The 18410-nt window shown below is 36.3% G+C and carries 16 protein-coding genes; 2 read left to right on the top strand and 14 right to left on the bottom strand.

Annotated features, from left to right (window positions below):
• Positions 1-4: 4 nt before the first annotated feature.
• The 3 genes from JCM12304_RS11505 to JCM12304_RS11495 form a co-directional block, all read right to left on the bottom strand.
• Positions 5-871, bottom strand: coding sequence for a carbohydrate ABC transporter permease (locus JCM12304_RS11505; RefSeq protein ID WP_019376858.1), 867 nt, complete (start codon positions 869-871; stop codon positions 5-7).
• Between the two features lie 49 nt (positions 872-920).
• A complete protein-coding gene (locus tag JCM12304_RS11500) occupies positions 921-1817 on the bottom strand; it encodes a carbohydrate ABC transporter permease (RefSeq protein WP_019376857.1) in 897 nt (298 codons plus the stop codon).
• Positions 1818-2000: 183 nt separating this feature from the next.
• A complete protein-coding gene (locus tag JCM12304_RS11495) occupies positions 2001-3290 on the bottom strand; it encodes an ABC transporter substrate-binding protein (protein ID WP_060680479.1) in 1290 nt (429 codons plus the stop codon).
• Positions 3291-3417: 127 nt separating this feature from the next.
• Here JCM12304_RS11495 and JCM12304_RS11490 point away from each other — a divergent pair, with 127 nt between their 5' ends.
• Together JCM12304_RS11490 and JCM12304_RS11485 are read left to right on the top strand one after the other, a co-directional pair.
• The gene (locus JCM12304_RS11490) at positions 3418-4938 is read left to right on the top strand and encodes a sensor histidine kinase (protein WP_060680477.1); all 1521 of its coding nucleotides are present in this window, start codon (positions 3418-3420) and stop codon (positions 4936-4938) included.
• A gap of 49 nt (positions 4939-4987) precedes the next feature.
• Positions 4988-5674 carry a response regulator gene (locus JCM12304_RS11485; protein WP_019376854.1) on the top strand — a complete coding sequence of 229 codons (687 nt, stop codon included), beginning with the start codon at positions 4988-4990 and terminating at the stop codon, positions 5672-5674.
• Between the two features lie 244 nt (positions 5675-5918).
• Here JCM12304_RS11485 and JCM12304_RS11480 read toward each other — a convergent pair whose 3' ends face one another.
• The 11 genes from JCM12304_RS11480 to JCM12304_RS11430 all read right to left on the bottom strand — a co-directional run bounded on the left by JCM12304_RS11480 (position 5919) and on the right by JCM12304_RS11430 (position 18373).
• A complete protein-coding gene (locus tag JCM12304_RS11480; RefSeq protein ID WP_060680475.1) occupies positions 5919-6347 on the bottom strand; it encodes a YesL family protein in 429 nt (142 codons plus the stop codon).
• A gap of 122 nt (positions 6348-6469) precedes the next feature.
• Positions 6470-8446, bottom strand: coding sequence for an alginate lyase family protein (locus tag JCM12304_RS11475; protein ID WP_060680473.1), 1977 nt, complete (start codon positions 8444-8446; stop codon positions 6470-6472).
• A 35-nt stretch (positions 8447-8481) separates the two neighbouring features.
• Positions 8482-9234 (bottom strand): sugar phosphate isomerase/epimerase family protein, encoded by a 753-nt coding sequence (locus tag JCM12304_RS11470; protein ID WP_060680472.1) that lies wholly within the window; start codon positions 9232-9234, stop codon positions 8482-8484.
• A 75-nt stretch (positions 9235-9309) separates the two neighbouring features.
• Complete coding sequence (locus tag JCM12304_RS11465; RefSeq protein WP_256200819.1) at positions 9310-10251, bottom strand: hydroxyacid dehydrogenase; 942 nt, start codon at positions 10249-10251, stop codon at positions 9310-9312.
• 82 nt (positions 10252-10333) lie between these two features.
• Positions 10334-11158, bottom strand: coding sequence for a sugar phosphate isomerase/epimerase family protein (locus JCM12304_RS11460; protein WP_019376849.1), 825 nt, complete (start codon positions 11156-11158; stop codon positions 10334-10336).
• Positions 11159-11179: 21 nt separating this feature from the next.
• Positions 11180-12346 carry a dihydrodipicolinate synthase family protein gene (locus JCM12304_RS11455; RefSeq protein WP_060680470.1) on the bottom strand — a complete coding sequence of 389 codons (1167 nt, stop codon included), beginning with the start codon at positions 12344-12346 and terminating at the stop codon, positions 11180-11182.
• Positions 12343-13509 carry a Gfo/Idh/MocA family protein gene (locus JCM12304_RS11450; protein WP_060680468.1) on the bottom strand — a complete coding sequence of 389 codons (1167 nt, stop codon included), beginning with the start codon at positions 13507-13509 and terminating at the stop codon, positions 12343-12345. The genes JCM12304_RS11455 and JCM12304_RS11450 overlap by 4 nt, the downstream gene beginning before the upstream one ends.
• Positions 13510-13674: 165 nt before the next feature.
• Positions 13675-14487: an AraC family transcriptional regulator gene (locus JCM12304_RS11445; protein ID WP_019376846.1), complete on the bottom strand. Its 813-nt coding sequence runs from the start codon at positions 14485-14487 to the stop codon at positions 13675-13677.
• 92 nt (positions 14488-14579) lie between these two features.
• Positions 14580-15743 carry a glycerate kinase gene (locus JCM12304_RS11440; RefSeq protein ID WP_060680466.1) on the bottom strand — a complete coding sequence of 388 codons (1164 nt, stop codon included), beginning with the start codon at positions 15741-15743 and terminating at the stop codon, positions 14580-14582.
• A 223-nt stretch (positions 15744-15966) separates the two neighbouring features.
• A complete protein-coding gene (locus tag JCM12304_RS11435; RefSeq protein ID WP_019376844.1) occupies positions 15967-16872 on the bottom strand; it encodes an ROK family protein in 906 nt (301 codons plus the stop codon).
• A gap of 55 nt (positions 16873-16927) precedes the next feature.
• Positions 16928-18373, bottom strand: a complete 1446-nt coding sequence (locus JCM12304_RS11430; RefSeq protein ID WP_060680464.1) for an arylsulfatase — start codon at positions 18371-18373, stop codon at positions 16928-16930.
• Positions 18374-18410 lie beyond the last annotated feature (37 nt).

Below are 18410 nucleotides of genomic sequence, written 5' to 3'. Positions count from 1 at the left end.
ATACCTAGCCCTTCACTCCAGTATTAGCAACACCTTCAACAAATTGGTCCTGTGCCAAGAAATATACAATAATTGTAGGAACAACTGCAGATACAGCCGCAGCCATTAATAATGCATATTCTGTATTATATTCGGTGATAAAAAACTGCATCCCGAGTTGGATTGTATACAAATTATCAGAAGTTAAATAAATTAATGGTCCTAAAAAGTCATTCCATGCGTGCATAAATGAAAATATGACAAGTGTAGCAATAGCTGGCTTTGACAAAGGTAAAATTATTTTGCGATAAATTCCAAATTCAGTTAACCCATCAATTCTGGCTGCTTCTAATAACTCATCTGGAATTGAAAGAAAAAACTGTCTAAATAAAAATACACCAAACGGGTTAAAAGCCCCTAGTAAAATAAGTGACCAATGGGAATCAACTAAACCAATCTGCTTCATAATCATAAATTGAGGAATCATCATAACCTGATAAGGAATCATCATTGTTGCAATATAAAGGAAAAATAATTTATCTCTCTCTGGGAATTTAACTTTCGCAAAAACATATCCCGCTAAAGAACTCGTAATAACAAGTAAAACCGTTGCAGACACAGCAATCTTTAATGTATTTAAGTAATATAAATGAAATGGGATTTTAGTCCATACTTCTTTATAATTACTCCAATGAAACATTTCAGGTATCCACTTAATTGGAAAACCGAAGATTTCTGATTCAGCTTTTAATGATGAGGATATCATCCATAAAAATGGTAAGATCATTACTAAAGAAATCAAAATAATAACGACATACCTTATAATCTTTCTAACTATTTTCATAGAAGAATGATTACGTTCCTGCATTCTCCCTTCACCGGTGGTTATCACAATTTATCATCCCCTAAAACATTATCGTAGTTGTTAGTACATAACCTTTTTAATTATTCCACTTTTTTTGACCTTGATATTGAAGGAAAGTAAAAATTAAAATTAGTAGAAATAGTACATACGCCATTGCAGATGCATAACCGTATTCAAATTGCTTAAAAGCTGTATTATAAATGTCATAGACTAACACATGAGTTGACCGACCTGGCCCGCCATCAGTTAGTACGAAAATAAAATCAAAGACTTTAAATGAATTTATAACTCCAATGATAGTGGTGAAAAATATTATTGGAGACATCATCGGTATCGTCACATTAAAAAATTTAGAGATAGGCCCTGCACCATCTATATCTGCTGCTTCATATAGGTTTTTAGGAATACTCTGCAATCCAGCAAGATATAGTACCATGTAGTAACCTACAGAATGCCATATGTAGACTATCGATACAGAGAATAAAGCCCATTCAGGTGATGTTAACCAACCAGGAGGGTTATCAATTCCTATACTTGATAGAAAACCGTTAATCGGTCCCATTGTTGGATTAAAAACGAGTTGCCAGACTGCTGCTACTGCTACTGTTGCGGTAACATAAGGTAAGAAAACCGCTGTTCGAAAAACCTTTACAAAACGAATTCCCTTATTTAATGCCACTGCTGCAACCATTGATAGAAAAAGTGTAATAGGAACGGAAATTAATAGAAACAAAATACTGTTTATAAAAGATATCCTAAAATTCGGATCATGAATTAAATTAACGTAATTTTCAAAGCCGATAAACTCAATTTGTCCAAAACCATTCCAAGAAGTGAAGCTCATTAAGAAAGACGCAATTACCGGAATAAATATGAATACGAGAAATCCTATGATATTTGGCAAAAGAAAAGCGTATGCGACAAGGCGATTCTTTCGAGTAAAGTTTGATTTTTTCTTCTTTGGGGCTCCCATAGTTTCCTCCTTAATAAAATTATTTAAGACATTCTATAATTAATAATTGGTCCTAATAAGATTAGGCACCAAGTCATTGTACTGATGCCTAATCTCTTTAAGACTATAGTCTGCAAACCTTTGAGTCTGTTAAATTCTCTAACTTTTCACTTTAATTCAATTTCAGTTTAAAACTTTTACTAGTTATTCTTCATATTTACTAGCCCACTCGCTTTGCACTCTTTCTTCAATTTTCTTAATTGTTTCCTCAACTGTTTGTTCACCGAGTAATGCTAGTTCCCCTTCTTGCTTGTAAATTTGTTGAACAACAATGTTTTTTACTCCAGGAAGCATTGGGTACTCTGGATATTCCTTTGTTTCTAAGAAATAATGTAAATTCTCAGGCTTCTGTGATCCATCACCGAGATATGCTTCTTTAATTTCATCATCTACATAACCGGTAATATAACCTTCAGATGCAAAAGTTTTAGCTCCTTCTTTACCCGTAAAGAATTTTAAAGCTTTAAAGGCTGCTTCTTCGTGCTTAGTATTCTTATTCATCATTAACCCAACAGGAAGTGCAAGTGTGGTATTTTTTTGTACACCTTCCGGGTGAGGAATTGGTACTACATCCCAATCAAATGAAATATCTCCATCTGCTTCTGCTTGACGAAGCTGTGCTACATGCCAATCTCCAATAATATTCATCGCCACATTTCCCTTTTGAAAAGCTGCGTTATAATGCGCTCCAGTAGTAATTTGTTCTGACCACGACATAATTGAACCATCTTTTTCAAGATCTACTCTATTTTGCAATGCGTCTTTGAATGGTGACAGATCTTTATCGATAATGGAAGCTCCGTCTTGAACCGCTGACATATACCATGTTTGTGGCCATTGTTGGATATAAGCACCATAAGTTTTATTACCAGCCTTTCCGCTAGTCATTTTCTCAGATAACTCACGGAATTCAGCCCATGTCATATCATCACTTGGATATTCGACACCTTTCTCATCAAACAAATCTTTGTTATAATACATCATCCAATTAGATTTTCGATAAGGAAGACCCAATACCTCATCTTCTACTTTCATTGCATCATACATGTTTCCAAAGCCGGAAACATCCATATCACTTTCTTTTATATGTTCATCTAGAGGAGCTAAAATACCTGTATCTACCATCGTGTCAATTTGTCCTGCAAATAAGTCATAACCTATTCCACTGGAAAGTTGGATGCGAATTTTCTCATAATATTGCTTTTGAGGAAACGATTCAAATTCAATGTTTATATTAGGATTTTCTTTATGAAATTCTTCATATGCCTTTTTAAAAGTCTCCTCATCAGCAGGGAACACGGCCATTTTTAGATTAACCTCAGAAGACGAATCACCTTTTGCAGTGTTCTTTTCTTCTGAATCTCCACACCCAGTTAACACTAGTCCTACCAAGATTAATAATGACATTACTAAAGACCAACATTTTTTCCTCATTACAAAACCCCCTTGTTTTTTTGAAAATTATTAATGTATAATCTATTGTAAGGGTTTTCAAAGAATGTAATAAGGGGGAAGTTTTATACCCCTTTTTCTAAAAAATTAAAAAATTAGGAGTATCTTTATGACTTTTGTTGCTATCTTACTTGTATTTCTTCTGATATTATTTATTTATAAGAGTATTAATACAATTTCGGCTATTTTTTTATACGGAATTTTTATTAGTGCGGTCTTTACTTATGCTGCTTTAATTTTGTATTTAAGTAAATTTAACCTTTATTACGTTACACTAAATCAACTTTTTAACTTTAATCCAGGTACGTGGAGTAACCTGGTGCTTCAAAACTTCAATACCGATGCACTTATTAGATTCTTGAATGGCGGCAGCATATTATTTTATTTGTTTTATATTCTTTTTTCTTTATCCTTTTGTATTACTAAGTGGTTTGAAATCAAACAGATTAGATACATACTCTACACCATACTGTTTCTATCATTTTCTCAATTTTTATTTTTCGATCCCGGTTTTAACATTTATATGCAAAATGTAGCTTACACACATAATAATATGGAAATGTACAAAATTATTTCTGGCTATGGAAGCATCTTATTTCATTGGGTTAACTACATATATCTTTTTTCAGGGTTTCTCTTATTGATTTGGCATTTTTTTAAAAATTACCAAATTCGTTTTTTGAGAAATCATACACTTTTTACTTTGTTTAGCCTACTTCCACTAACTTTTATTTATTTATTAATGTTTTACTTTGCACCTACCAATCTGGTAAAAAGTACATTTATAAGTAACTTCAATAACTATCAGTTACCAGAGTTGACTATTATTGAACTTCGCCTTTTTCCGTTGGTCGTAACTTTAGCTTTGCTCTTTATGTTCTATAATGCCTATAAATATAATTTAATAAAAAAATCTAACAAGGAATTTAATTTATTAACACATACCAATATTGATACAGCATCTCTAGGTGTAAGAAGCTTTACACATTCTATTAAAAACCATCTACTTGCTATTCGCTCGGAGGCTGAATTTCTAAAAGAAAATAAGTTTAATAATGATGAGGATGCTCTCTACAGCTTGGAACTAATTTTAGAATCTTGCCGTCAGTCCTCTGGAAGCTTAGAAAGTGCTTTGGATAGACTAACCGGGTTTCGAATTTCACCAACGTTTTCAGCCCTGAATCAACCAGTAGAATTGGCAATTAAGAGGTTTAACCCACAGCACACCTCAATTCAAATTGGCAGCGATTTAAGCGAAAAACAACTTTATGCATATATTGATCAAGAAATGCTTCAAGAGACTATCTATAATATTATTAAAAATGCTGAAGAGGCAATTAATAATGAAGACGGTAAAATACATATAACAACTAGTAAGATAAACAAATGGGGAATGGTTACTATTGAAGATAATGGACCTGGGATTTCAAATGAAAACAAAAAAAGATTATTCACTCCTTTCTTTTCAACGAAGTCTTCCATAACAAATTGGGGTATCGGGTTATCCTATTGCTACAAAGTTATTAAATTACACGGAGGTACGATAGAGTTTAGTAGCAATAAAGAAAAAGGAACACGGTTTAATATTCTCATACCACTTGCAGAACAAAAGTACATGCGCAATAGGTAGATACAGGCATATTGGAATTGTATACACTTCAATAAGGAGGGCTACAAAGATGGAACAATTAACTATTTTAATTGTTGATGATATGGAGGCACATCGTAGGCGGTTAGCACGTATCATAGGAGAACTACCCCATTTATCAATAGTTGGTGAAGCTCAAAGTGGTAAAGAAGCTGTAGCGCTCGCTGTAGAAGAAGAACCCGATATTATCCTAATGGATATTGAAATGGAAGATAAGATGGCAGGTATTCGTGCAGCTTCTGAAATAAACTTTAGCTCACCAGAGTCAAAAATTATTATTTTAACAATACATAAAGATAATGATTCTATTTTTTCTGCATACCAAACAAATATTGCCGACTATGTTATTAAATCAGCTTCAAAAGAAGAAATTATTGAAGCAATAGAAAACGCAGCTTCAAATACATCTCCTATTCGACCATTTGTTGCTAGTAAATTAAGGGAGGAATTTGCCCGAGTAAAAAAATTCGAAGAGAATTTCACCCACATCTTTCAAGTTATTGCTACATTGACTCCTTCAGAGGTCGAAATATTAAAATCCTTATGTCAGGGTTTGACTCGAAAGCAAATAGCAGCAGAACGGTCTGTAGAACTTGAGACAATTAAAAAACAGATTTCCAGTATTCTTAAAAAATTTGATAAGCGGAACACGAAGGAAGTTATCCGGATTATAAATGACCACGATTTATTTACAATGATAAATAAAATTCAATTTTAAATAGAAAAAGCTGATTTACTAGAATAAATCAGCTTTTTTCTATACTTGCTTTATTTGTCTTTGTTTTTCACTAATCTTTTGGAATGCTCGCTGAATGATTAAGTTCCACCCGACAACAATCAAACTTATGCTTAAAATCGGAATAATTCCTGGAATCAATAAGCTGAGTAAATACAAAGATATTATGAGTAACAACAATAACAATGTATAATGTGGACGCATCATACCAACAAATAGAGCATATTTAAAAAATTTGCTTAGCTTTTATATCAAAATGTACGAGCACTGGTAACCAGTAAATCCATACTAATATAGTAATAAATAACAATAGATATAAAATATAAATGTATATATTCGACCATATTCCTCCCAACTGCAAAAACCAGTATATATACAATACTATACCTACTGAAGCAAACGAGAGTAATAGACCTAATGCATTGGAAACCAAAAAATATTGCTTGAAGTAATTATAAAATGATTTGTGTAACGGACTTGTATGATTTCCTTTCAACCATTGTCGTGATATGGCCATCATTGCTGCAAGTGAAGGAAATAGCCCAAAAACCCCTGCACCGGCTATCATAAAGGCAAAAAACAGCACTTGTAAATACGCTAATCTCACTAACCATTCCGCGCCTATATACAGTTTTTCTGAAAATGTAGTTTCCATAATGAACATCCTTTTTAATTACGTATTAGTAATCATAATATACAGAAAAAAGAGAAAGAAGTAAAATCAACTTTCAAGTCTAACATAATAATTTTACTTTCTTGCTAAGAATAGCTTGAAGTCTATTGGATTACATGAACTTTTTCTCCATGAGTTTTTACATCAGTAATTAAGATAAGTTCACCACATAATTGATAGTTTTCCACAAGAAAGCTGTCACTCCCTACTAATGAACAAACAATTAAATAATCTCTGTTATTATCACTTATTTTAAAGGCTACTACTTCCTCATTACTTCTGGGGGAGCCGTTAATGTGATAAACCGGCAGTTGATTATAAACCACTTTATTAGTGTGGCGATTGGTTACAGATTGTATTAATACTGGTGCTACCAAGTTTTGTTTTTGTTTATATTTAAATTGTACATGTGGATGCTGTGTTAATTCATTATAATGTCTGGAAGTAAACCCTTCCGCCATCCCCACCTCTTCTGGCGTTTGCAACGGTATGATCGAAATATTATTATAGTCTTTAAAAGTGGTTATAATTCTTTTATTTTCTAGCAGTTCAACTGGAGTCTGTTCTCCAAAGTGAAAATGCTGTGTATAGTTATGCAGCCCTTTAGATTCAAAACAATCTATTACAAAATAACTTGAAGGGGAAAGGACAATAATTTTCCTGGTTATGTGAGCAGGTGCCGCCAATCTCCAAAAACCTGTGTGACCTGCCTGTGCATACTGATAAGCATCTGTAAATCGATACTTATAATCTATTGGCTTAGCAGCATTCTCCCATTTCCATGTTTCTAAATAATCTGAAGCCGAATGACCATCTACCGTTACGGTGTTATGACGATGTGAGCATTTGAAATACTTTCTTTCTTCTGTTTCACAATACGTATAACGCCCCCCATCAATTAAAAACTCACGGCCTTCCATCATCAGTTCGATATGTAAGTTATCATCATGTCCGTGCCCTTTGTTAACTTGCCCCATTGACCCATGATCAAACAACAAATAATTATCATTGAGGTCCCACCCCGACCGGAAAATAGTTATACCGGATTCCAATAAATTATAAGTCGTTTCTAGAGGGAGTTTTTGCTCCATGCTTTCGAACCTTTTCATACCCTTTTCACCAAAATACCATAGGATATCCAGCGGACAATTATTTCCTGAAAGCGCACGTAAATCTGCTCTTTGGAATAGGACAGCTCCGATCGCTAACGTGCCGCGAATATCCGTATCGTCACTATCACCCAGCATGGGCTGATGTCCATTAGGTTTCATTATTTGGTAATATGCAGTTAACATCTGATTCGTAGCATCTTCAATAAACGAAGGAATCTGGATCTTATTTCTTCTCAAAACAATACTGATTTCCATTAAACAGTGGAGCACTTCATGATGGTACATTGGGGATTGTTCTTTCTGTATGCCATCTTTATAGATTTGGAGCAAAATCATTTTTTCTAGCCTGTCAATAGAAATCTGGAGCCATTGTTCTCTTAATCGTTGATCCATCATAAATGCTGCCTGCAATAAACCATTCACTTCCAAAAAGCCCCAGTTGCTTTGAAAATCAAATGCTGTAAAAGTTTCATATAAGAAATTACCTTGTGCTTCCACTTGTTCCTTAAATACTTTGTCGTCATATGGCAGCCAATTGGTAGAATCATGAATACAGGCATAGCCTTTCAACCAATTTGTAAGTCGTATCCCCGTATCTATCTTTCTATATGTGAACGGATGAATGGATTTGTCTTTGTTGGCCTCAACCCATTCATAAAAGATTCTCTTCCATTGTTTCACATAGTTTTCATCCTCAGTAATAATATAAGCCTGGCCTATGTCTGCCATAAAACGCTGTCTATTTAACATAAAGGCCCATTCCTCATCACCATTGTAGCAGTACGTCCAGTCTATTTTTCCCTTGAAGGTTATAGGTTCACTACAGCGTTCCATATCCCAGTGATGTGTAAAGAAAAAACGGTTTACGCAAGCAGAATCGGCTCTCTCCTTTACTTGTTTGGTCTCTTCATTTGCAATATTTATTGAGGTTTTCTTTAAGAAGGCTTTTACTATGAACCAACTATACATAATTAGCAACTCCCCATATCTATTGGTTACATTTGTTAGTCAATCACAAGTTTTTTTAATGCTTGAACATCTTCAAAAAATTGAGTTGCCTTACCATCTTTAACAAACTCCATAAGTAAGTATCTCGTTTCAGCTGCACCAGGTTCAAGCCTATTCAAATATTTCTTCCATTCCTCCATTCCATTTTCAAAGGGCAACTTTTCTGTTCCATGCCAGTGAAAAACATGAATATTTGATAACCATTGTCGTATCTTTTCAATGTTTTTTAATCTATTTTCTACTGGTTGACTTACAGCCGGTTGCCAATATAGAAAGACACTTTCATGATTAATCATTTTTAATAAATCCGCAGCACTTTCAGCTGTATCAGTAAGGGTTTTCCCATGGTATTCGAGATGGATACGAATATCAGCTTCCTTAGCTAATTCTGCTATTCTTCTGGCATCCTCTGCAACCTTCTTACGATACTTCTCATCTGCCTGTTCAGACCCTTTCTTCCCTGCCCACACACGGATTCCCGGTGCTTTCAATTGAATTGCAGTTTGTAGTATTGCTTCAAATTGATTGTTTTCTCCATGCCCGAGACGGTAATAGGAACCATAGGAAACCACTTCCAAACCAGCTTGTTCCGTTAACCGGGCAACTTCTTTCGCTCGTTCTGCAAGCGGAGGCACATGGACATCTCCTCCCCATTCTATACCGCTTATTCCTGCTCTTTTGGAAATATCAATTACTTCTTCCACCGAGGAATCCCTAAATGTTACCGAACATAATCCAAGCTTAAACATAACTTCCACCTCACTAGTTTTCTGGCATCGTTGCGTATTGCTCTTTCATTACCTGCCACTTAAGATTTTTCCCCTCTATATATCTCTTGAACTCTTCCAGCATGTAGGAACCAATCGCCCACACTCTTTTCCTTCACTACCTGCTATATGTGGTGTCAAAATAATATTTGGCAATGTATATAGCAATGAACTCTCCTCTGGTGGCTCAGGGAACGTTACATCTAATATGGCTGTAATATCATCACGCTCTTGAAGTACTTCTACCATTTCAGCTTCCATAACAATTTCACCTCTTGCTGTATTGATAAAGCTAGCATTTTCCTTCATCGAGCGAAAATGAGAACCTCTAATCAATCCCCTTGTTTCCGATAATAAAGGAGCATGTAATGATACAACATCAGCAGTTGCAAAGATATCTTCGATGCTACAAAGTTCCACATTTAATTCTTCAGCAACACTTTTATCTGCAAAGGGATCATAGGCAAGTACGTTAACGTCAAATTGCTTTAATATTTCAGCTACCTTTTTCCCTATTGTGCTTAATGAAATAATTCCTACAGTACTGCCGAACGCACCACTTACATGATAATAAGGCTTTTTAGGATAGTGCTTCTCTTTCTTTATGTTATTGACAAAGTTCCACCCGTCTTTCAGTGAAAATAAAATCTGTGAAAGTGTATATTCTACAACCGGTACCGCGTTTGCTTTTCCTGCTGCAGTAATAGTTAAATTCCTCTCCCAAACCGCATCTGTAAGTAAAGGTTTGACTGTACCAGCAGCATAAAAGAGCGCTTTCAAATTAGGAGCAGCATCAAGAAAAGCTTTATCCATCCTCGGGCCATCCCACCCTGAGAAGATTATTTCCGCATCCTTTACAATTTCCGGATTTTCCTTTACTTGCTCTCTCGAAAGTGGTTCTTCATATATGTCCGCTAAGCTTTCAATTTCTTCTCTTACTTTTTCAGGATACACTAAATCAACAAAATCTTTGTTCATGATGATTAAACCTTTTTTCATACGCTCAGCTCCCAATTAAAAATAAAACAATGAAGAATAGCATAAAATATACTATCCCTCATCATCATTACAGTTTTTATATTTAAACATGCTCCAAATAGCTTTTTTTCATTTTAGAAAGCACTTCATCCCCGGGTTGATCCCAAATGGATTGGTTAATTATCTCCACTTCGATTGGCCCCTGATATCCTGCTTTTTCCACAGCGTTACGAATGCGGCGAATTTCGATGACGCCATCCCCCATCATGCCTCTGCCTTTAAACATATCTGGTACTGGAACAATCCAATCAGATACATGAAAACCAAGAATATTATTTTGTGCACGCTTTATTTGATTATATAGATCCGGGTCCCACCAGACATGAAAAACATCCACAATTACTCCGACTTGTTTAGGATTAAACTTTTCAGCAATTGTATTCGCCTGGTCGAGTGTAACGACAACGGAACGATCGGCTGCATACATGGGGTGAAGAGGTTCAATAGCTAGCTTTACACCATGAGACTCAGCGAAAGGAACCAACTTTTCAATTCCTTCTTCAACCCATTTTCTTGATGTATCAATATCCTTATCTGGAGCTGAACCACATACCAATACTAACACATCTGTTCCTAACTCGGCTGCCTCTTCTACAGCTAGACGATTATCATCCAAATTCTTTTGGCGTTGTTCCGCAGTTGACGCAGGAAACATCCCCCCACGGCACAAGCTGGATACCTTCAACCCTGAACTTTGAATAATCCGTTTACTTTCTGCAAGACCAAGTTCATGTACTTTGTGACGCCACGGAGCTATCCAAGGAACTTCTGCCCTTAGACACCCCTCTACAGCTTCTTGCAAATTCCAATTGTCAGTTGTAATTTGATTAAGACTTAAATTATTTAATAGCGGTGACTCATTTCCCATAATATCGCCATTCCCCTTTTATTATTCAATTCCTGCTTGCTTCAGAACAAGTCGCATTCGTTCAGTTGCCAATTCAGGATCGCCTAAAAGTCCAGCTTCATCTGCCAATACAAATAAATCTGATAGATGAATGATTGACCGCCAGCTTTCAGCTCCTCCAACCATTCGAAAATGTGGCTGATGCCCATTTAGATAAGCCATAAAAACAACGCCTGTTTTGTAAGCATAGGTCGGAGTCTGGAATATATGCCTGGATAATGGTACTGTTCTTTCTAATGCTGTCTGATATGATTTTATATCATTGTTATCTAAAGCCAATAATGCTGCTGAAGCCGCTGGCGCAATTGCATCAAAAACCCCCAGTAAAGCATGACTGTACCCTTGCTCATCACCAAGAATCAGATCAGGATAATTAAAATCATCTCCTGTATACATTTTTACGTCTTCAGGAAGAAGTCTACGCATTTGTATTTCACGTTGGTCGTCAAGTAGCGAGATTTTTATCCCATCAACCTTATCTTTATTTTCTTTAATGACACGTAAACAAACTTCCATCGCTTTATCAATATCTTCATAACCCCAATATCCCTTTAAAGCTGGGTCGAACATATCTCCGAGCCAATGCAAAATAACGGGCTGTGACACTTTGTCTAATATCATGCCATAAACTTTTTCGTAATCTTCAGGAGTTTGAGCACAAGCAGCTAATGCACGGCTTGCCATTAAGATAATTTGCCCCCCCTGACTTTCCACAAACTCACACTGCTCACTATAAGCGTTAAGCACATCATCTAATTGGATCCCTGGTCCTGCATGTAGATGATCTGTACCTGCACCGCAAGCGATTCTGCCACCAACAGATTTTGCTTCAGCAACAGATTTGCTTATAAGTTCTTTTGCTTGTTCCCAACTAAGCCCCATTCCGCGTTGAGCTGTATCCATCGCTTCCGCTACACCAAGTCCTTGCGACCATAAATAGTGACGATATTGTAAGGTAGACTCCCAATCTACCTTACTATTATTAAGCGGATCTGTACCTGCAAAGGGATCTGCTACAACATGTGCAGCTGAAAACGCAATTCTTTTTTCAAAAGATTTATTTTCCGGTATTGGAAATGTTATTGCATTTCGGGGGCTATACGTATATAGCTCCCCGCCTGTTTTTGGTAATTTCAATTTGTTTGTCACCTTGATGCCTCCTGTAACTCCAATGCTGGTACGTCAACCCAACATCTTTCACTCCATGATTTCAAAGCCAGATCGGATAACTGCGTACCTTTTGCTCCTTCAAGTAGATCCAAGTCGTATGCCTCATCTGCAACTACATGTTTTAAGAACATTTCCCATTGTACTTTAAAGGCATTATCAAATTCTTGATTTGCCGGAACATCCTGCCACTGGGATTGAAAATCAAAAGGGTTAGGAATATCCGGATTCCATACCGGTTTAGGAGTATTCACACGATGTTGAATCTTGCAGTCGCGAAGACCAGCAACAGCACTGCCTTCTGTTCCATCTACTTGAATTGTAAGCAAGTCCTCACGGTTCACCCGTACAGCCCAAGATGAGTTTGCTTGTACAATGACACCATTGTCCAGTTCAAATGTTCCGTATGCTGCATCATCTGCGGTACAAGTATATTCTTCACCATTCTCATCAATTCTTTTATCAATATGGGTAGCTCCCATACAAGAAAGAGACTTAATGTTCCCAAAAAGGTGAGTAATAACGTAGCGCCAGTGTGCAAACATATCTACAATAATCCCGCCTCCGTCTTCTTTTCTATAATTCCAAGATGGACGCTGTCCTTCCTGCCAATCTCCTTCAAATACCCAATAACCGAACTCCATTCGAACAGAAAGCATCTCGCCAAAGAATCCAGAATCAATCAACCGTTTTAATTTTAGTAATCCCGGCAGATACAGTTTATCCTGTACAACACCATTCTTTACACCTGCTTCTTTTGCAAGCATGGCTAATTCTAGCGCCTCTTCCGTACTTTCTGCAGTAGGCTTTTCACAATAGATATGTTTTCCCGCTTTGATTGCCCGGCGAATTCCTTCTGCACGCCTTACAGTTGTTTGAGAATCAAAGTAAATTTGATTATAATCATCCGCAAGTGCCTCTTCGACATCTGTCGTCCATCTGGATAAATTAAATTGATCTGCCAATTCCTTCAAGCGGTTTTCGCGTCGTCCAACCAGAATAGGGTCCGGCATTATTTTGTCTCCATTCGAAAGCTCAATTCCTCCTTGTTCCCGAATTGCCACTATCGAACGGATTAGATGTTGATTTGTCCCCATTCTTCCTGTTACCCCATTCATAATAATTCCAACTTCTTTTATCGCCATATGATTTCTCCTCCCAATGTTTGTATCGTAATTAATTCTAATAATAATACGCTTTCATTTTTACTTCCTACAACATCGGGTAATTAATTCTTAATTTCGGAAATAACAATAAAAAAACTGAAAAGAATGGATACAACGAAAAACCATAGCTTACTATCACTATGATTATAATAAAGTATGGTTATTCGCAGCTCTGTACTTTTTTGGGGAAGTATTCATATAGTTGTTAAATGTGCGATAGAAGGTAGAAAGAGATTCAAAGCCAACTTCAAAACATATAGAGATAATATCCTTATCAGTCTCCATTAATAATTTTTTAGCAGCTTCCAATCGAACCTCTGTTAAGTACTGTAATGGTGTTTTATTATATTGCTCTTTAAAAATAGTATTCACATGTCGTGAACTGACACCTAATTTTGCAGCTATATCATTCGAATTCATTACATTAAAATAATTAGTATCAATGTATTTCTTTAGCTTTTCAGCTCTTAGCATATTTGCATCGGTTATTACTGCTTCCTGTTGGGAACGGGCTAGTAAATATAAAATCTCCAAAAGGTATATTTGTAGGCCAACGCGGTCAAAATTCCCTCCCAACGATTGTTGATAAAGCATCTTTCGGAGTAACTGCCTTATTTCCATCGCTTCAAATTGATTTACTTGGATTAGTTGAGAAGATGTAAGATATTTATCTAGTATTTCCTTATGTATGGAAGAATCTAAAATGTCTGGCTCAAATTCAAGAACCAAAATAGCCAGTTTCGTGTGTGCTAAAATAGAATGCTTTGAAAAGGGTGCAATGAAAGCGACTTGATCTGGGTTAAAAGAATACTTTTTTCCACTAAGGTTAAGCTCACCTTCATTTTCCAAAACATATAAAATTTGATAGGTTTCGTGAAAATGTTCGTTAATAGTATCCTTTTCCGAATGAATACTTTCACTTAGCTGTATTATTTGATGTCCTGTTTCACTCTTCATAAGCAGCACCTCATTTAATAGGAATATTGAGTACTTCTCTTACCACTTCTCTTTTAACCCTAGAATTACTTGAATTATTAAGTGGATTAAAGTTACTTTTTATAAAGTGTTTTCATATTTAAAATAGAATGAACGAAATGCGTAATCTGAGTCGTTTGTTTAAATAGAAGTTCATCTGCATTTCTTATACATTCTTGTAGTGATAATGGGCTGCTTATAATAGAGAAGCAACCTGCAAACTTTTCTCTTAATAAATCTGCATTCCCAACAACCGAACCAGAAAGTAGCAGCGTTGGGACACCGTGCAGTTTAGCGAGATCAGCTATGTAGGCAGGTGCTTTGCCAAAGAGAGTCTGTTCATCACTCTGTCCTTCCCCTGTTATTACTAAATCTGATTGCTTGATGGCTTCCTCCATTTGTAAAATGTTTGTTATAAGTTCAGAACCTGATACGAGCTTTGCCCCAAGTCCTAATAAAGCAAATCCCAATCCACCTGCTGCCCCGGAACCGGGAATTTGGGCAGCATTTTCTACTTTACTTACTGCCTTTTCTGATCGTATGAGTTCCTGATAACGTTTTAGTGATTCATCATATTTTAAAACTTGTTCTTCGCTTGCACCTTTTTGCCTGCCATAAACCTGAGTTGCACCGTTAACTCCACATAGAATATTCTCAACATCACATGCTGCTTTTATTGAGACATTTTTTAGTTTAGATTCAAGTTGTTGAACATCTATCCTCTTAACTGAGTGGAGATCCTTACCAAAAATACCACAACGTTTCCCATTTTGATCGTATGCTTCCATGCCCAATGCTTGTAATAATCCGAAACCCCCATCATTAGTTGCACTTCCACCTAACCCAATAATAATTGATGTACATCCTTTATTTATAGCATCCAGGATAACTTCTCCCACACCATAAGTTGTAGTATTATCTGGATTTCGCTTTCCATCCGGCACTTGCACCAATCCAGCAATATTGGCAACTTCTATTACAGCCACATTGTTATCTATGATTCCATAATATGTTTCGATTGTTACTCCTAATGGGCCGGTACACGAAATCGGTATACGCCTGCTATTTGGAGAAGATGATAATAAAACATCAACCGTACCCTCTCCACCATCAGCCATTGGCTTCATTAACACAGTATCATTTGGGTTAACACTTTTGATAGCTTTTTTCATGATACTGGCTACCTGTACAGATGTTAAACTCCCTTTAAAAGAATCGGGTGCTAATAAAATGTTCATTTTTACTCCCCCTGTAACTGCTTCTTATGATTTTAATCAACCTAAAGTCTACTTATTAACACTTTACTTTTTTTGTTTTTTCTTATCTAGTTAATTATTCAGATTTCTCTAACATCCATAATACCTAATATTAACTTAATCAGGCAACATTCAGATTAAAAAAGAATATTTACTTGAGTTACAGGTTGAGTAACTAGGATTATCAAAGCCCTCATCTTCACTACTATTTTGCCGCCAACACTTTTAGCCCCGCTCCAATAATCCCCTGGTCATTCTTCAGATGACAGTTGTCAATCCCATTTAGTATATGTTTTTGTTCATCTAGTAAGTATAGTCGTAATTTATCTTTTATTAACTCTATCAACATTGGATTATAGATCGCTACACTTCCACCAAAGACAATTTTTTGGGGATCTATTATACTATTTAACATATAAATGCCCTGGGCTATCGAAAAAGCTGCTTGCTCAACAATTTTTTGTGCTTTTTCATCCCCTTTATAAAATAAGTCAAACACCTCAGCAGTTGTTATATTAGCATTGTTATACAACTCCTGAGCCTTTCGTGCAACGGCTGGTCCTGAAGCCACTTTTTCCAAGCGCTCCAATTTACCTTCGACTTCCGTTTCAGCGACAGGTATTAGACCAAGTTCACCAGCAAACCCAGCGCCACGAATAAATTCTCCATTTTGTATGATGGAACAGGAGATGCCGGTACTGATGGTAACATATATAAAAATACTATCTTGTGGCATTTCTGCTTTCTTCCATTCGGCATATGCTGCCATATATACATCGTTATCAACAGAAATACGATCCACTGAAAAACGTTGTTGTAACCTTTCAGCTACTGGAAAATTGCTCCATGGTAAATTATTTTGAAATACAGCCATACCTTTAGCTGTATCAACTTTCCCGGGAACGCCTACGCCAATTCCATGTATGTCTGCTAACGGTATACTTGAATGATCAAGTAAATTATCTACACATGTACATACCTGAGAAAACATTTTTTCTCTATCTGAAGCATCACTTTCAATCATTTCTTTTTGAATTAAATCACCGTTTTCATTTATTATTCCTGCGGCAACCTTTGTGCCACCAATATCTATACCTAATGCATTTTTCATCCGTTTCTCCCTCTTTCTTAAATCATATAAATTTCCAGCTTGGTCTGAAATGAGTTTATTCTAATGTAGGTTTAACTGGTCTTCCAGCAAACAATTCTTTCCCATCTGTATAACCCTCTTCTCGTCCAACTAACTCTAGAATCAATTGATCCCTTCTAACCTTTACTTGTTTTTCATAGTTTGGATCTTCTATTTTATTTGTTAGCTCTTTAGGATCTCCAACTAAATCAAAAAACTGCTCTTCTCCAGTTTGTGAAAACCAAATATATTTCTCTCTGCCATTTGTTATATAATGATAACTTTTTACTCCATGCTCATGTTCCCCATGAATGTAATCACGCCAATTGGTATTTTCATTTTTCCATAAGGATAGTAGACTGTCTCCTTCAACACTTGATGGAATTTCAATATTTGCTACATCCAATAGTGTTGGCATGATATCTCTTAATTCGGCAACTTTATCTATTTGTGTATTTTTATTTAGTCCCAAACAATTACCTGGATCTGCTAAAATCAAAGGTACTTTCGCACTCCCCTCATACGGAAGCGTTTTCCTATATAAATTATGATCGCCTAAGAGCTCTCCATGGTCAGAGACAAATAGAATAACGGTATTGTCATACACTCCATATTCTTGCATCGCCATTAAAAAACGTCCAATTTGATGATCAATATGGGTAATTAAGGCATAATAGGCTGCTTGGGCACGTTCTAATCTTCTTTTAGGCACAATTCCTTCAGAGGTTACAGGGTTCAAACCTGCATTAGTCGAATCTTCCTCTTTAGCCCAATTACCTATAGGTGGTTCAGGCAAATCAAGATCCCGATACATAGAATAAAAAGCTTCGGGCGGATCAAAAGGCGGGTGTGGCCTTACATATGACATCTTCAAAAAGAAAGGCTTGGTTGGATCTCTTCTTCTTAAAAAATCAATGGACTGCGTTGTAACCCAGTTAGTTGGGTGCAGTTCTTCAGGTAAAGCCCACGGCCTTGTTACAGTAGAGGAGTTGCAATCCAATCCTAAATCAGTAAGATCTACATTACTCCCTGCTTTATCTCGTAACCAGTTTAAATAATCATCTGTCTGTTCAAATGATTCCACGCTTTTCGTTGTGTGCTTAAAACGATTATAGTGCATATATCCATCATGGAGAATAACATTATGAAAGCCACATAAATTCCGCGTTGGATATACATGCATTTTCCCTACACATTGGGTATGATAACCTGCCTTTGCAAATTCACCAGGCATGGTATTTTCATAGTTCCAGACTACTTTGTCTTCATAGCCTACACGTTTCGTGGAAGTTTGTGACATCCCTGTCAATACAGATGCTCTTGCTGGAACACAAGAAGGCGTCGCTGCATATGCGTTGTTAAATAAGGCTCCATTTCGTGCCAATTGATCCAGATTTGGAGTATCAACAACTGGATGATTTAACATACTCAAACAGTCTGCACGCATCTGATCAACCATAATTAACAATACGTTTGGTTTCATTGCTCTCCATCCTTTCTTTTACATGATCGTTCTATAA

The organism is Virgibacillus halodenitrificans JCM 12304, assembly GCF_001310895.1.
In the GTDB taxonomy this organism is placed as follows: Bacteria; Bacillota; Bacilli; order Bacillales; family Amphibacillaceae; genus Virgibacillus_Q; species Virgibacillus_Q halodenitrificans.
The sequence above is the reverse complement of the archived record's forward strand: the minus strand, read 5'-3'. Positions and strand labels throughout refer to the sequence as shown.

What these genes read in the sequence shown, in the direction of transcription:
- JCM12304_RS11500 (WP_019376857.1), bottom strand. Translation starts at nt 1,817, where the DNA reads ATGGGAGCCCCAAAGAAGAAAAAATCAAACTTTACTCGAAAGAATCGC.
- JCM12304_RS11495 (WP_060680479.1), bottom strand. Translation starts at nt 3,290, where the DNA reads ATGAGGAAAAAATGTTGGTCTTTAGTAATGTCATTATTAATCTTGGTA.
- JCM12304_RS11490 (WP_060680477.1), top strand. Translation starts at nt 3,418, where the DNA reads ATGACTTTTGTTGCTATCTTACTTGTATTTCTTCTGATATTATTTATT.
- JCM12304_RS11485 (WP_019376854.1), top strand. Translation starts at nt 4,988, where the DNA reads ATGGAACAATTAACTATTTTAATTGTTGATGATATGGAGGCACATCGT.
- JCM12304_RS11480 (WP_060680475.1), bottom strand. Translation starts at nt 6,347, where the DNA reads ATGGAAACTACATTTTCAGAAAAACTGTATATAGGCGCGGAATGGTTA.
- JCM12304_RS11475 (WP_060680473.1), bottom strand. Translation starts at nt 8,446, where the DNA reads ATGTATAGTTGGTTCATAGTAAAAGCCTTCTTAAAGAAAACCTCAATA.
- JCM12304_RS11470 (WP_060680472.1), bottom strand. Translation starts at nt 9,234, where the DNA reads ATGTTTAAGCTTGGATTATGTTCGGTAACATTTAGGGATTCCTCGGTG.
- JCM12304_RS11465 (WP_256200819.1), bottom strand. Translation starts at nt 10,251, where the DNA reads ATGAAAAAAGGTTTAATCATCATGAACAAAGATTTTGTTGATTTAGTG.
- JCM12304_RS11460 (WP_019376849.1), bottom strand. Translation starts at nt 11,158, where the DNA reads ATGGGAAATGAGTCACCGCTATTAAATAATTTAAGTCTTAATCAAATT.
- JCM12304_RS11450 (WP_060680468.1), bottom strand. Translation starts at nt 13,509, where the DNA reads ATGGCGATAAAAGAAGTTGGAATTATTATGAATGGGGTAACAGGAAGA.
- JCM12304_RS11445 (WP_019376846.1), bottom strand. Translation starts at nt 14,487, where the DNA reads ATGAAGAGTGAAACAGGACATCAAATAATACAGCTAAGTGAAAGTATT.
- JCM12304_RS11440 (WP_060680466.1), bottom strand. Translation starts at nt 15,743, where the DNA reads ATGAACATTTTATTAGCACCCGATTCTTTTAAAGGGAGTTTAACATCT.
- JCM12304_RS11435 (WP_019376844.1), bottom strand. Translation starts at nt 16,872, where the DNA reads ATGAAAAATGCATTAGGTATAGATATTGGTGGCACAAAGGTTGCCGCA.
- JCM12304_RS11430 (WP_060680464.1), bottom strand. Translation starts at nt 18,373, where the DNA reads ATGAAACCAAACGTATTGTTAATTATGGTTGATCAGATGCGTGCAGAC.